Raw genomic sequence first — 13917 nt, 5'->3', positions numbered from 1 at the left:
GTTGCCTGATTCGGCGCGAGGAAAATTTGTCCCGCGATGCGTCAGGTTAACGAAAGTAAACGCTTCATTAACCTTAATGGCGCTCTAGTGGTCCCAACTCGCCCGTCGAGTCGGACCGCAAGGCAAATCAGGTCCGCGCAAGGGTCGAGGGGCAGTGTGCGGAATACAGTCGAGGGTTCTATGAGCGTGAAGCATGTCGCGGTGCTGATGGGTGGTTTTTCGTCGGAACGGCCGGTGAGCCTTTCGTCGGGGAATGCTTGCGCCGATACGCTCGAGGCTGTCGGCTACAGGGTCACGCGCGTGGATGTCGGTCATGACGTCGCCAGCGTGCTTGCCGATCTCAAGCCGGACGTCGCCTTCAACGCGCTGCACGGTCCCTTCGGCGAGGACGGCACCATCCAGGGCATCCTCGAATATCTGGAAATCCCCTATACCCATTCCGGCGTGCTCGCTTCCGCGCTCGCCATGGACAAGGCGCAGGCGAAGATCATCGCCAAGGCGGCCGGCATTCCTGTTGCCGAGCAACGCCTGATGAATCGCTTCGACTTCACCTCCAGCCATCCGATGAAGCCGCCTTATGTGGTCAAGCCCGTGCGCGAGGGGTCGTCCTTCGGCGTGGTCATGGTCAAGGAAGACCAGTCGCATCCGCCGCAGATCATCACCTCCTCGGAATGGCGCTATGGCGACAGCGTCATGGTCGAGCGCTACGTCTATGGCCGCGAATTGACCTGCGGCGTCATGGGCGATGTCGCGCTCGGCGTCACGGAAGTTATTCCGCAAGGCCATTCCTTCTACGACTACGATTCCAAATATGTAAAAGGCGGTTCGAAACACGTCATCCCGGCGCAAATTTCACCGAATATTTACCAAAAAGTACAAACACTCGCACTCAAGGCGCATCAAGCGATCGGGTGCCGTGGCGTCAGCCGTTCCGACTTCCGCTACGACGACCGTTTTTCCGAGAATGGCGAGCTTATCTGGCTGGAGATCAACACCCAGCCCGGCATGACCCCTACCTCCCTGGTGCCCGAAATGGCCGACCATGCCGGCCATTCCTTTGGTGAATTCTTGAAGTGGATGGTGGAGGACGCGTCGTGCTTGCGTTGAGCCTCAGGAAGAGCAGGGTGCGTCCCGCCGGGCTTTCCGAGCCGGAAGCCGGCCGCGTGCTGCCGCGACCGCTGCGCCGGGTCGTGCGTTTTCTCGTCAGCCTTGCTGCCGGCCGCATCGCCATTCCGCGCCATACCGGCAGCGTCGCGACGGTGCTGTTCCTCGGCTCGACCGGCCTTTACGGCATGTCGCTGGGCGGCCATTCGCAGGATTTCGCCCAGGCCTCGACCACCGCGATGGGCTTTGCCATCGAGGACGTGAAGGTCTCCGGCAACCGCGAGACCTCCGAGATCGACATTCTCGAGCGCCTCGGCCTCGACGGCACGACCTCACTGGTCGCGCTCGACGTCAAGGATGCGCGCGCCAAGCTCGCCGATCTGCCCTGGGTGCAGGACGTTTCCGTCCGCAAGGTCTATCCGGGCACGATCGAGATCGCGCTCAAGGAGCGCGAGGCCTTCGCGATCTGGCAGCACGGCAACGACCTGTCGCTGATCGAGAAGAACGGTTCGGTGATCGCGCCGCTGCGTGACAACAAGTTCTCCTCGCTGCCGCTCTTCGTCGGCCGTGACGCCGAGACGGCCGCCGCCGGCTTTGCTGACGAGTTCGACAACTGGCCGGAGATCAAGGCGCGGGTGAAGGCCTATATCCGGGTCGCCGGCCGCCGCTGGGACCTGCGCCTCGACAACGGCATCGTCGTGAAGCTGCCGGAGCACAACGTGCCGCGCGCCATGGACATGCTGGCGACGCTGGAAGGCGAGGAGGGGCTGCTGGAACGGGACATCGCCGCGGTCGACCTGCGGCTCGAGGACCGCACCACGGTGCGGCTCACGGAAGGGGCGCTCGAACGCCGCAATGTGGCGGTCGAGCAGAGGGCAAAGGACCTGAAGAAGGCAGCGAAGCGCACATGAGCATTTTCGGTTCGTCCCATTTCGGCCTGCCGCGCTTGAAGCCGCTTTCCTCCAAGCGTGCTCACGTCGTTTCGGTCCTCGACATCGGTTCCACCAAGATCGTCTGCATGATCGGCCGGCTGACGCCGCGCGCCGAGAGCGAGATCCTGCCGGGCCGCACGCACAATGTCGAAGTCATCGGCATCGGCCACCAGAAATCCCGCGGCGTGAAGAACGGCGTGATCACCGATCTCGACGCCGTCGAGAGCGTCGTACGCCTTGCCGTCGATGCGGCCGAGCGCATGGCCGGCCTCACCATCGAGAGCCTGATTGTCAACGTTTCCGCCGGCCGCCTGCAGAGCGACGTCTACACCGCCACCATCGACCTCGGCGGCCAGGAAGTCGACGCCAACGACCTGCGCAAGGTGCTCGCCGTCGCCGGCCAGCAGTCGCTGCGCCAGGACCGCGCCATCCTCCATTCGCTGCCGACCGGCTTCTCGCTGGACGGCGAGCGCGGCATCCGCGATCCGCTCTCCATGTTCGGCGACGTGCTCGGCGTCGACATGCATGTGCTGACGGCAGAGCGCACCGCGCTGAAGAATCTCGAACTGTGCATCAACCGCGCGCACCTCTCCGTCGAGGGCATGGTGGCGACGCCCTATGCCAGCGGCCTTTCGGCTCTCGTCGACGATGAGGTCGAGCTCGGCTGCGCCTGCATCGACATGGGCGGCGGCACGACGACGATCTCCGTCTTCGCCGAAGGCAAACTGGTGCATTCCGACGCGGTCTCGCTCGGCGGTCACCACGTCACCACGGACCTCGCGCGTGGCCTCTCGACCCGCATCGAGGATGCCGAACGCCTCAAGGTCGTCCATGGCTCGGCGCTGCCGAACGCCGGCGACGAGCGCGACATCATCACCGTCCCGCCGATCGGCGAGGACGACCGCGACCAGCCGACCCACGTGCCGCGCACGCTCATCTCGCGCATCGTGCGGGCTCGGATCGAGGAGACGCTTGAACTTATCCGTGACCGCATCCAGCGTTCCGGCTTCTCGCCGATCGTGGGCAAGCGGATCGTGCTGACGGGCGGCGCAAGCCAGCTGACCGGCCTGCCGGAAGCGGCCCGCCGCATCCTCGCCCGCAACGTCCGCATCGGCCGGCCGCTCGGCGTGTCCGGCCTGCCGACGGCGGCGAAGGGCCCGGCCTTTTCGACCGCGGTAGGCCTCATGATCTATCCGCAGGTTGCGGAACTGGAAGAACACGCTGTGCAGGGCGGCATGCTCTCGCAGCTCACGGGTGGCAACGGCCGCATCGCCCGCATGGGCCAGTGGCTGAAGGAAAGTTTCTGACGGGTTTCCCGACGGCGTGCCGCCGGGAAAGACCGACAACGAGTATCGTGAATAGACCGGCTGGGCGAAGCGGCCGGAAACGAAAGGAACAATGCAATGACTATCAAGCTGCAGAAGCCGGACATCACTGAGCTGAAGCCCCGCATCACCGTCTTCGGTGTCGGCGGCGGCGGCGGCAATGCCGTCAACAACATGATCACCGCGGGCCTCGAAGGCGTCGACTTCGTCGTCGCCAACACCGACGCCCAGGCGCTGTCCATGACCAAGGCTTCGCGGATCATCCAGATGGGTGTCCAGGTCACCGAAGGCCTCGGCGCCGGCTCGCAGCCGGAAGTCGGCCGCGCGGCCGCCGAAGAGTGCATCGACGAGATCATCGATCACCTCAACGGCACCCACATGTGCTTCGTCACCGCCGGCATGGGCGGCGGCACCGGCACGGGTGCTGCCCCGATCGTCGCGCAGGCCGCCCGTAACAAGGGCATCCTGACCGTCGGTGTCGTCACCAAGCCGTTCCACTTCGAAGGCGGCCGCCGCATGCGCCTCGCCGAAGAAGGTATACTGGAACTCCAGAAGTCGGTCGACACGCTGATCGTCATCCCGAACCAGAACCTCTTCCGCATCGCCAACGACAAGACCACCTTCGCCGACGCCTTCGCGATGGCTGATCAGGTGCTCTATTCGGGCGTCGCCTGCATCACCGATCTGATGGTCAAGGAAGGCCTCATCAACCTCGACTTCGCCGACGTCCGCTCGGTGATGCGCGAGATGGGCCGCGCCATGATGGGCACGGGCGAAGCTTCGGGCGAAGGCCGCGCAATGGCCGCCGCCGAGGCCGCCATCGCCAACCCGCTGCTCGACGAAACCTCGATGAAGGGCGCGCAGGGCCTGCTGATCTCCATCACCGGCGGCCGCGACCTCACCCTCTTCGAAGTCGACGAAGCTGCGACCCGTATTCGCGAGGAAGTCGATCCGGATGCGAACATCATCCTCGGCGCCACCTTCGACGAAGAGCTCGAAGGCCTCATCCGCGTCTCCGTCGTCGCCACCGGCATCGATCGCTCGGCCTCGGAGGTGGCCGGTCGTTCTGCTGACTTTCGCGGCCATAGCAAGCCAGTAGTCCGTCCGTCGGCCGCCGTTCCGGTCCAGCCGCAGGTCCAGCCCGTCGCCGCCGCTCCGCAGCCTGTCGCGCAGCAGCCCGTGATGCAGCACCAGCCGGTCATGCAGCAGCCGGTCGCCCAGCAGCCGGTCATCGACCCGATTGCCGAAGCGATCCGCGCTTCCGAGGAAAACCTCGAGCGGGAACTCGCCATCTCGGCAAGCCGCCCGGCACCGGTCCAGCAGGTCGCCGCGCACCACGAAGAGCCGCGCCTGCAGAACCGCATCTTCGCAGCGCCCGCCGAAATGCCGGTCGTCCAGCGTTCGATCCCGGTCCAGCAGCCCGTGCAGCAGGCCCCGGTCATGCAGCAGCGCGTCGAGCCCGCCGCTCCGATCATCCGTCAGGAGCCGCAGGCCATGCGCATGCCGAAGATCGAGGACTTCCCGCCGGTCGTGCAGGCAGAAATCGACCACCGCACCGCCCAGCAGCCGGCCATGGGACACCAGGAAGAGCGCGGCCCGATGGGCCTCCTCAAGCGCCTGACCTCGTCGCTCGGCCGTCATGAGGAAGCGCATGCACAGGAGCAGGCCGCTCCTGCCGCCCAGCAGCAGCGCCGCCCGCTCTCGGCCGAAGCCAGCCTCTACGCACCGCGTCGCGGCCAGCTCGACGACCACGGCCGCGCCAATCCGCAGCCGCGCGCGCTGCAGGAAGACGACCAGCTGGAAATCCCGGCGTTCCTCCGCCGGCAGTCCAACTGACGCCCTTCGGGTAGCCCCCTGAAACAAGATGCCCGGATCGCCGATCCGGGCATTTTTATTTCCGTTTCCTTTCAATAACTTGTTAGCTGAAACATGCGTAACAAAACGAAAGAAACAGTGATTTGTCTGAAGGTGAGGGGCCTACTACATTCAGGCTGGGCAAAGGGGATAGTCAGGATTCGCGCGGAAGGCCTTGCCGGAGTGCACATCACACTCCAGACGGTCCGGCATGAAAGTCGGCGGACGTGGCGCGTCCGGCGAATGGCTTCCTGAGCCCTGAACAGACAATGTCGGCGAAGAATGAGCCGATAGTAAGATAAGGCGAATGCAGATGACGATCGGTATGCTCGGTTTCCAAACGACGATTTCCAGCCCGGTGACGATTTCCGGGACGGGCGTCCATTCCGGCGCGGCCGTATCGATCACCTTCAATCCGTCCGAGGCCGACAGCGGCGTCGTCTTCCAGCGCCTGCACGACGACGGCACGGTCAGCGAATACCGCGCGGTCTCCTCGCAGGTCGGCAATACCGACCTCTGCACCGTCCTCGGCTTTTCTCCCGCAGCGTCGATCGCCACGGTCGAGCACGTCATGGCTGCGCTCTACGCGCTCGGCCTCGACAATGTGCTGATCGAAGTGCACGGCGCTGAAATGCCGATCATGGACGGCAGCTCCGCCCCCTTCATCGACGCCATCGACCAGGTCGGCCTCGTCGCGCTCTCCGTGAAGCGCCGCTATATCCGCATCGTCAAGCCGGTGCGAATCGAAGCCGGCGCCTCCTGGGCCGAGTTCCTGCCCTATGACGGCGGCACGCGATTCGAGGTCGAGATCGATTTCGACTGCCCGCTGATCGGCCGCCAGTCCTGGAAGGGCGACCTGACCTCCACCACCTTCCGCAACGAGCTGTCGCGCGCCCGCACCTTCGGCTTCATGCGCGATGTCGAGCGGCTCTGGGCTTCCGGCCATGCGCTCGGCTCGTCGCTGGAAAACTCCGTCGTCATCTCCGACGACAACACCGTGATCAATGTCGAGGGCCTGCGCTACGCCAAGGACGAGTTCGTCCGCCACAAGACGCTCGACGCCGTCGGCGACCTCGCCCTTGCCGGTGCGCAGTTCATCGGCTGCTACCGCTCCTATCGCGGCGGCCACAAGATGAATGCCTATGCGCTCAAGGCGCTGCTCAGCGACCGCACCGCCTATGAGGTGGTCGAGGCCTCCGCGCCGCGTTCGCGCGCCGGCCAGCGCGAGCTGATCGCCGTCAACGCTCCGGAATTCGCCCCCTGGTCTCTTTGAACCAGGGTCGGCCCGGCGTCATCCTCCCGGTACGATTGCCATAAAAATGCGTTAATGCGTCGGCATGGCGTTGCGATCTTCCTGTATTTGGAGATACAACGCGGGGCGCGTGTGCGGCCTGTCCGCTTCAAGTGCCGTTAACTGGGATTGTCACATGGTTGTTGCAGGGTCTGTTGGTGTGAAGAAGACGGCGCGCATTGTCTATCTTACGCTTTTCGCTACGGCGTCTTCGATTGGTCTTTCTGCTTGCCAGTCGGACCCGGACATCGACATCACGAAACTGACCGGCGAAGCCGAATCCCCGGACACGCTCTACAACCAGGGCCTTGCCAACCTCAATGCCGGCAAGGTGGGTGAGGCGGGCCGCAAGTTCGAGGCGGTCGACCGCCAGAGCCCGTTCTCTGACCAGGCGCGCAAGTCGCTCGTCATGCTGGCCTTCACGAATTATCGCCAGGGCCGCAACGAAGAGGCGATCACCGCCGGCAAGCGTTACCTGTCGCTCTATCCGGGGTCGGAAGATGCTGCCTATGCGCAGTACATCATCGGCCTTGCCTACTGGAAGCAGATCCCGAGCGTGACGCAGGACCAGCGCGCCTCGCAGCAGACGATGGAGGCCATGCAGGCCGTCGTCGACAACTATCCCAACTCGGAATATGTCGAGGATGCGCAGGCGAAGATTCGCTTTGCCCGCGACCAGCTCGCCGGCAAGGAAATGCAGATCGGCCGCTACTATCTCGAGCGCAAGGAATATATCGCTGCGGCGACCCGTTTCCGCGTCGTCGTCGAGAAATATCCGATGACCAACCAGATCGAGGAGGCGCTGGCGCGTCTCGTCGAGACCTACTACGCGATGGGCATCGACAGCGAAGCGCAGACGGCGGCCGCCGTTCTCGGCCACAACTACCCGGACAGCCAGTGGTATTCCGACAGCTACAAGCTTCTGCAGACCAAGGGTCTCGAGCCGCGTGAAAATTCCGGTTCCTGGATCGCGCGCGCCGGCAAGAAGCTGATCGGCGCCTGAGCGAAGAGAAACGATGCGGCAATGCTGGCGCAGCTATCGATCCGCGATATCGTCCTGATCGAACGGCTCGACCTTTCATTCGAGCCGGGTCTTTCCGTGCTGACGGGCGAGACGGGCGCCGGCAAGTCCATTCTTCTCGACAGTCTCTCGCTGGCGCTCGGCGGGCGCGGTGACGGTTCGCTGGTGCGCCACGGCATCGAGCGCGGCCAGGTGACGGCCGTCTTCGACGTGCCGATGAGCCACGCGGCGCGCGCGCTTTTGCGCGACAACGGCATCGACGACGACGGCGACCTCATCTTCCGCCGCCAGCAATCGGCCGATGGCCGCACCAAGGCCTATGTCAACGACCAGCCGGTCTCCGTGCAGCTGATGCGGCAGGCCGGTCAGCTTCTCGTCGAGATCCATGGCCAGCATGACGACCGCGCGTTGGTCGATACGGACGCCCATCGTCTGCTGCTCGACGCCTTCGGCGGCCTTGCGGAAGCGGCGGGCGATGTCGGCGCGCTCTATCATCATTGGAAGGATGCCGAGCGCACGCTGCGCCGCCACCGCGAGAAGGTGGAGGCCGCCGCGCGCGAGGCGGATTATCTGCGCTCCTCCGTCGAGGAGCTGGAGACCCTTTCGCCGCAGGACGGCGAGGAGGATGCGCTGGCCGAAGTGCGTGCCCGCATGATGAAGGCCGAGCGCATCGCCGGCGACGTCAACGAGGCGAGCGAATTCCTGAACGGCAATGCCTCGCCCGTGCCGTTGATCGCCGCGCTCGTGCGCCGGCTGGAGCGCAAGAGCCACGAGGCACCGGGGCTGCTGGAAGAGACGGTCGAACTGCTCGACCAGGCGCTGAACCAGCTTTCCGACGCGCAGATGGCCGTCGAGGCGGCGCTACGCAAGACGGAATACGACCCCAAGGAACTGGAGCGCACGGAAGAGCGGCTTTTCGCGCTGCGCGCCGCCGCCCGCAAATATTCGGTTCCCGTTACCGGCCTTCCGGCGCTTGCGGCGAAGATGATCGCCGACCTTGCCGATCTCGATGCCGGCGAGGAGAAGCTGGTGCAGCTCGAAGCGCGCCTCAACGAGGCGCGCGCGGCCTATGCCGTCTCCGCCCGCGCGCTTTCGGAAAAGCGCCACCATGCCGCCGATGCGCTGGCCGCCGCCGTCATGGCCGAGCTGCCGGCGCTCAAGCTGGAGCGCGCGCGCTTCACCGTCGAGATTACCACCGATCCCGAAGGCGGGGCGGAGGAGGGGATCGACACGGTCGAGTTCCATGTCCAGACCAATCCCGGCACGCGTCCCGGCCCGATCATGAAGGTGGCGTCCGGCGGGGAGCTGTCGCGCTTCCTGCTGGCGCTGAAGGTCGCGCTTGCCGACCGCGGCTCGGCCCCGACCCTCGTCTTCGACGAGATCGATACCGGCGTCGGCGGCGCGGTGGCGGATGCCATCGGCCAGCGGCTGAAGCGGCTTTCCTCCACGGTGCAGGTGCTTTCCGTCACCCACGCCCCGCAGGTCGCGGCCCGGGCGGCGACGCATCTCCTCATCTCCAAGGGGCCGGTGGAGGGCAGCGAGACCGTCGCCACCCGCGTCGCCCGCATGGACGACGGCGCCCGCACGGAAGAGATCGCCCGCATGCTGGCCGGCGCCTCCGTGACCGACGAGGCTCGGGCAGCGGCGGCACGGCTGCTGTCGGGCGGGGTATAGCCGCCCCTCATCCGCCTGCCGGCACCTTCTCCCCGCAGGCGGGGAGAAGGAGGATGTGGCGCTGTTTTCGCCGTTCTTCAGTGATGCGGGAAATCCTGGCGGCATGGCCCTTCTCCCCGTTTACGGGGAGAAGGTCGCGGCAGCGGGATGAGGGGCTGGCTCATCCGCGCCCTCGCATCTTTCCTTTCGTCAGCTTTGCTCTAAAACGACTCCCAAATCCGGAGCATGCCATGGCGAACGCGAAGACCCCCGTCGAGACCCTGACCGAAGAAGAAGCAGCAGCGGAGCTTGCCTATCTGGCGGCGGAGATCGCGCGCAACGACGAGCTCTACCACGGGCAGGACGCGCCGGAGATTTCGGATGCCGACTACGACGCGCTGAAGCGCCGAAACGAGGCGATCGAGGCGCTCTTTCCCGCGCTCGTCCGCGATGACAGCCCGTCGCGCCGCGTCGGCTCCGCGCCGCTTGCGACCTTCGCGCCGATCACCCATTCCCGCCCGATGCTCTCGCTCGACAATACGTTTTCCGATGAAGACGTGCGGGATTTCGTCGCCTCGGTCTACCGCTTCCTCGGCCGCCTGCCGGACGATTCGATCGCCTTCACCGCCGAGCCGAAGATCGACGGGCTTTCCATGTCGATCCGCTACGAGAACGGCCGCCTTGTGACCGCTGCGACCCGCGGCGACGGCACGACGGGCGAGAACGTCACGGCCAATGTGCTGACCATCACCGAAATCCCCGACCGCCTGCCGGCCGGCGCGCCGGCCGTCGTGGAGGTGCGCGGCGAGGTCTACATGGCCAAGAGCGATTTCCTCGCGCTCAACGAGAAGATGGCGGCGGAAGGCAAGCAGACCTATGTCAATCCGCGCAACACGGCCGCCGGCTCGCTCCGCCAGCTCGACGCCTCGGTGACGGCGAGCCGCAAGCTACGCTTCTTCGCATATGCCTGGGGCGAGATGTCGGACATGCCGGCGGACACGCAGTTCGGCATGATCGGCGTGCTGAAATCCTGGGGCTTCCCCGTCAACCCGATGACCGAGCGGCTGACCCGCGTCGACGACATCATCGCGCATTACCGCGAGATCGGCCTTGCCCGGCCGGACCTCGACTACGATATCGACGGCGTCGTCTACAAGGTGGACGAACTGGCGTTGCAGGAGCGCCTCGGCTTCCGCTCCCGCTCGCCGCGCTGGGCGACGGCGCACAAGTTCCCGGCCGAGCAGGCGTTCACCACCGTCGAGAAGATCGATATCCAGGTCGGGCGCACCGGCGCGCTGACGCCCGTCGCGCGCCTCGTGCCCGTCACTGTCGGCGGCGTGGTCGTCACCAATGCCACGCTGCACAATGCGGATTATATCGAGGGTATCGGCAACAGCGGCGAGCGCATCCGCGAGGAGGGGCACGATATCCGCATCGGCGATACCGTCATCGTCCAGCGGGCCGGCGACGTCATCCCGCAGGTGCTCGACGTCGTGATGGAAAAGCGGCCGACGGAAGCGCAACCCTACGAATTTCCCAAGATCTGCCCGGTCTGCGGCAGCCACGCCGTGCGCGAGCGCCACGAGAAGACGGGCCGGCTCGATTCCGTCACGCGCTGCACCGGCGGCTTCGTCTGCCGCGCGCAGGCGGTGGAGCACCTGAAGCACTTCGTCTCGCGCAACGCCTTCGACATCGAGGGGCTCGGCTCCAAGCAGATCGACTTCTTCTTCGAGGCGGAGGACCCGTCGCTGTCGATCCGCACGGCGCCCGATATCTTCACGCTCAAGCGGCGGCAGGAAGCCTCGCTGCTGCTCAAGCTGGAGAATATCGACGGCTTCGGCAAGGTCAGCGTTCGCAAGCTCTTCGACGCCATCGATGCCCGGCGCTCCATTGCCCTCAACCGCTTCATCTATGCGCTCGGCATCCGCCATGTCGGCGAGACCAATGCCAAGATCCTGGCGCGCGCCTATGGCACCTATGCCGCCTTCGAGGAGGCGATGAAGGCGGCGGCGCCGCTTTCGGGCGAGGCGTGGAACGAGCTCAACAGCATCGACGGCATCGGCGAGGTCGTCGCCCGGGCCATCGTGGAATTCTACAAGGAGCCGCGCAATCTCGACGTGCTCGGCCGGCTTCTCGAAGAGGTGGTGCCGGAGGCCGCCGAGGCGGTGGTGGCGACGTCGAGCCCGGTTGCCGGCAAGACGGTCGTCTTCACCGGCTCGCTGGAGAAGATGACGCGCGACGAGGCCAAGGCCATGGCCGAGCGGCTGGGGGCCAAGGTGGCGGGCTCGGTCTCCAAGAAGACCGACCTCGTGGTCGCCGGCCCCGGTGCGGGCTCCAAGCTCGACAAGGCGCGCGAGTTCGATGTCGAGGTGATCGACGAGGACGGCTGGTTCGAGCGCATCAGGGGATCGTGACGGTCGAGCCGCGCACCAGGAAGCGGCCGCCGTCGAAGGTCATCGGCACGCCGAGGCCGGCATCGGGCTCGAGCGTGCCGCCGAGATAGGCGTGGATATGCAGGTGCGGCTCCGAGGAGTTGCCCGAATTGCCCACCCGGCCGAGCGTCTCGCCCTCCGTGACGATCGCGCCGCCCGAAACGGCGATCGAGCCCTTCCTGAAATGGGCGAGCAGGATGCGCGCCGTGCCGCAGGCAAGGATGATGTGGTTGCCGGCGGGCTCGCTCGTATTGGTCTGTGAGATGGGATTGTCCGCGATGCCGTCATGGGCGGAGATGGCGACGCCCGTGCAGGGGCTTTTCACCTCGCGGTCGAAGATGACATAGTCGGTGAGGTTCTCGGGCATCAGGCCGTTTGCCCGCGCGCCGAAACGGTTGAGCGCGACGATATCGAGCGCGTAGTGCTGACTCCGCTCCGCATGGTGGTAGTTGATCGCCGTCGCGCCGCCGCCCTGGCCGATATAGTAGGTGCCCGGGCCGAAGGGGAAGGCAAGCTCCACCGCGGTTTCCTGATAGCCGTAGCCGGAAAGCGCGCGGGCCGTCAGCGCGAGGAAGAAGACCGCCATCGCCGCCGTCAGGCCATGCTTGCGGATGGCGGAGCGGGCCCCGTTCCAGGGGCGATCCCGCACGCGCAGGTAGGAGAGGGCGGCGAGGGCGACAAAGAGGATGGGCAGGACCAACTCCAGATCCGCGCTTAGGAAATCCCAGCGGCCGATCACGAGGATGAAGGCGAAGTAGCTCGCTCCGTAGAGCACGCGCATCGCCCAGCCCAGCCGGTCGGTGGGGCGCGGCAGCCAGAGCCACAGCAGGAAGAAGAGCGGAAGCAGGACCTGGGTCGTCAACAGGATGAGAAGAGGCAGTTCCATGGTTCCGACCTTGCTGGATCAGCCATGCCCTCCCTCACCGCCGGACACGGGTGTTATCGTTGCTGGACAATCCGCGTGGATGGATTTGGTTCCGCTTTTCAGAATCCTTTCCGCAACTTATCGGCCTTTCCTAAGGATCGGTATAGCCGGCGGCCCGGATGTCCAGGTCCCGGCCGGCCGGATCGTTGCGGAAGAGGATGGCGCCGGTCGACTTCGATTCGGCGGCGACATAGTCGAAGGTGACCTGGTTCTCCTCGACGATCCTGTCGCCCTCCGTCAGCCGGCCGATCACGGTGACGGAGGCGGCCGTGGTGGTGGCGGAGTTGTAGATGTCGAAGGCGACGCGGTGGCCGGCGGAGGTGGCTTCCGTTGCCAGCACAGTGATGGAAAGGTCGGGCGGGGTGGCCTTGCGGGTGACGGCTTCCCAGCCGATCCATGAGAGCATCCCGGCGATCAGGACGGCGGAGACGAGCCCCGTCAGCCATTCGATCCAGTGCGGGTCGTGGCGTTCGCGGTGGCGGCCTGTGCCGGATCGTGTCATGGCAGCCTCACAGGATCAGCCGCGCGGCGGCGGCGCCGAGCGAGGCGGGAAAACCGAGCACGATGACGGAAAGCATGATCTCGACGGCCGAACTGTCGCCGAGCCGCTCGAATATCCACAGCGTGAAGATGCAGATGCCGAGCGCGACCACGTAGCCGGGCAGGGTGAAGCGTACGAAGGCGTGCCACCAGGGCGTCTCGGGCGAAAGCTCGTGGCCGCCGATGAAGGAGACCGCGTAGACGAAGCCGTGCATGAGGGCGATCGACAACAGGGCGACGACAAGCGCGTGCCATGCCGTCATCTTGTAGGCGAGCACCACGATCTCGTCGGTCGGCGCGATGTTGAGCGAGAGGAAGAGGGCGCCCGTCGCCATCAGCAGGAGCTCACCGGGATAGGTGCCTTTCTTCCCGTCGTCCGTCTCCTCATGGCCGAGCTGGCTGCGGCCGAGCATGGCCCCGATGCTGGCAGGCACCGATTGCAGCGCCGTCTTTCCCACGATTTCGGCCGCAGGCATCCCGCCGCGCAGGAGGCCGAGCGCCGCCAGCACGACGAGGCTCGTCACGATGCCGATGCCATAGGCGATGATGGCGTCGCGCACCGCCTCGCGCCAGGTCGAGATATTCTCGAAGCCGATGCGGTGGGCGAGAAGGACAAGGAGCGGAATGTTGAGAAGCAAGAGCAGGAAAAGACGCTCGCGCGCCATGTAATAGCCGAGATGCCACATCTCCATGGTCATCAGCATCGGAAGCGCGAGGAACAGCGCGCCCGCGACCCCGCGCCCCAGACCGGTTACGAACCGGCTGAACCCGCTTGTCTCATCCTCGGCAACGGCCATTCATGAATCCCCTCGCAAAGCGCGGGGGAAACGCGGTGCGGAC

11 protein-coding genes are annotated in these 13917 nt (G+C 65.6%); 8 read left to right on the top strand and 3 right to left on the bottom strand.

Features of this window, described 5'->3' with window-relative positions:
* Positions 1–180: 180 nt before the first annotated feature.
* The 8 genes from ShzoTeo12_RS09325 (at position 181) to ligA (ending at position 11594) form a co-directional block, all read left to right on the top strand.
* Positions 181–1107, top strand: a complete 927-nt coding sequence (locus ShzoTeo12_RS09325; protein WP_119255994.1) for a D-alanine--D-alanine ligase — start codon at positions 181–183, stop codon at positions 1105–1107.
* Positions 1095–2015, top strand: coding sequence for a cell division protein FtsQ/DivIB (locus ShzoTeo12_RS09320; RefSeq protein WP_413251090.1), 921 nt, complete (start codon positions 1095–1097; stop codon positions 2013–2015). The genes ShzoTeo12_RS09325 and ShzoTeo12_RS09320 overlap by 13 nt, the downstream gene beginning before the upstream one ends.
* On the top strand, positions 2012–3343 hold the full coding sequence (gene ftsA / locus ShzoTeo12_RS09315; protein ID WP_119255996.1) for a cell division protein FtsA: 1332 nt from the start codon (positions 2012–2014) through the stop codon (positions 3341–3343). Before ShzoTeo12_RS09320 ends, ftsA begins: the two co-directional genes overlap by 4 nt.
* Before the next feature lie 96 nt (positions 3344–3439).
* Positions 3440–5197 (top strand): cell division protein FtsZ, encoded by a 1758-nt coding sequence (gene ftsZ, locus ShzoTeo12_RS09310; RefSeq protein WP_318909361.1) that lies wholly within the window; start codon positions 3440–3442, stop codon positions 5195–5197.
* A gap of 331 nt (positions 5198–5528) precedes the next feature.
* Complete coding sequence (lpxC, locus tag ShzoTeo12_RS09305; protein WP_119256375.1) at positions 5529–6488, top strand: UDP-3-O-acyl-N-acetylglucosamine deacetylase; 960 nt, start codon at positions 5529–5531, stop codon at positions 6486–6488.
* A gap of 154 nt (positions 6489–6642) precedes the next feature.
* Positions 6643–7509 carry an outer membrane protein assembly factor BamD gene (locus ShzoTeo12_RS09300; RefSeq protein ID WP_119255998.1) on the top strand — a complete coding sequence of 289 codons (867 nt, stop codon included), beginning with the start codon at positions 6643–6645 and terminating at the stop codon, positions 7507–7509.
* Positions 7510–7530: 21 nt separating this feature from the next.
* Positions 7531–9201 (top strand): DNA repair protein RecN, encoded by a 1671-nt coding sequence (gene recN, locus ShzoTeo12_RS09295; RefSeq protein WP_119255999.1) that lies wholly within the window; start codon positions 7531–7533, stop codon positions 9199–9201.
* Positions 9202–9431: 230 nt separating this feature from the next.
* Positions 9432–11594 (top strand): NAD-dependent DNA ligase LigA, encoded by a 2163-nt coding sequence (gene ligA, locus ShzoTeo12_RS09290; RefSeq protein ID WP_318909356.1) that lies wholly within the window; start codon positions 9432–9434, stop codon positions 11592–11594.
* On the opposite strand, the gene ShzoTeo12_RS09285 is transcribed toward ligA, so the two are convergent.
* The 3 genes from ShzoTeo12_RS09285 to ShzoTeo12_RS09275 form a co-directional block, all read right to left on the bottom strand.
* On the bottom strand, positions 11581–12498 hold the full coding sequence (locus ShzoTeo12_RS09285) for a M23 family metallopeptidase (RefSeq protein WP_318909355.1): 918 nt from the start codon (positions 12496–12498) through the stop codon (positions 11581–11583). The genes ligA and ShzoTeo12_RS09285 overlap by 14 nt on opposite strands.
* Before the next feature lie 130 nt (positions 12499–12628).
* Positions 12629–13039 (bottom strand): TIGR02588 family protein, encoded by a 411-nt coding sequence (locus ShzoTeo12_RS09280; protein ID WP_318909354.1) that lies wholly within the window; start codon positions 13037–13039, stop codon positions 12629–12631.
* A gap of 7 nt (positions 13040–13046) precedes the next feature.
* A complete protein-coding gene (locus ShzoTeo12_RS09275) occupies positions 13047–13874 on the bottom strand; it encodes a TIGR02587 family membrane protein (RefSeq protein WP_318909352.1) in 828 nt (275 codons plus the stop codon).
* Positions 13875–13917 lie beyond the last annotated feature (43 nt).

This window comes from Shinella zoogloeoides, from assembly GCF_033705735.1.
GTDB classification, from domain to species: Bacteria; Pseudomonadota; Alphaproteobacteria; order Rhizobiales; family Rhizobiaceae; genus Shinella; species Shinella zoogloeoides_A.
The sequence above is the reverse complement of the archived record's forward strand: the minus strand, read 5'-3'. Positions and strand labels throughout refer to the sequence as shown.

What these genes read in the sequence shown, in the direction of transcription:
- ShzoTeo12_RS09325 (WP_119255994.1), top strand. Translation starts at nt 181, where the DNA reads ATGAGCGTGAAGCATGTCGCGGTGCTGATGGGTGGTTTTTCGTCGGAA.
- ftsA (WP_119255996.1), top strand. Translation starts at nt 2,012, where the DNA reads ATGAGCATTTTCGGTTCGTCCCATTTCGGCCTGCCGCGCTTGAAGCCG.
- ftsZ (WP_318909361.1), top strand. Translation starts at nt 3,440, where the DNA reads ATGACTATCAAGCTGCAGAAGCCGGACATCACTGAGCTGAAGCCCCGC.
- lpxC (WP_119256375.1), top strand. Translation starts at nt 5,529, where the DNA reads ATGACGATCGGTATGCTCGGTTTCCAAACGACGATTTCCAGCCCGGTG.
- ShzoTeo12_RS09300 (WP_119255998.1), top strand. Translation starts at nt 6,643, where the DNA reads ATGGTTGTTGCAGGGTCTGTTGGTGTGAAGAAGACGGCGCGCATTGTC.
- recN (WP_119255999.1), top strand. Translation starts at nt 7,531, where the DNA reads ATGCTGGCGCAGCTATCGATCCGCGATATCGTCCTGATCGAACGGCTC.
- ligA (WP_318909356.1), top strand. Translation starts at nt 9,432, where the DNA reads ATGGCGAACGCGAAGACCCCCGTCGAGACCCTGACCGAAGAAGAAGCA.
- ShzoTeo12_RS09285 (WP_318909355.1), bottom strand. Translation starts at nt 12,498, where the DNA reads ATGGAACTGCCTCTTCTCATCCTGTTGACGACCCAGGTCCTGCTTCCG.
- ShzoTeo12_RS09280 (WP_318909354.1), bottom strand. Translation starts at nt 13,039, where the DNA reads ATGACACGATCCGGCACAGGCCGCCACCGCGAACGCCACGACCCGCAC.
- ShzoTeo12_RS09275 (WP_318909352.1), bottom strand. Translation starts at nt 13,874, where the DNA reads ATGGCCGTTGCCGAGGATGAGACAAGCGGGTTCAGCCGGTTCGTAACC.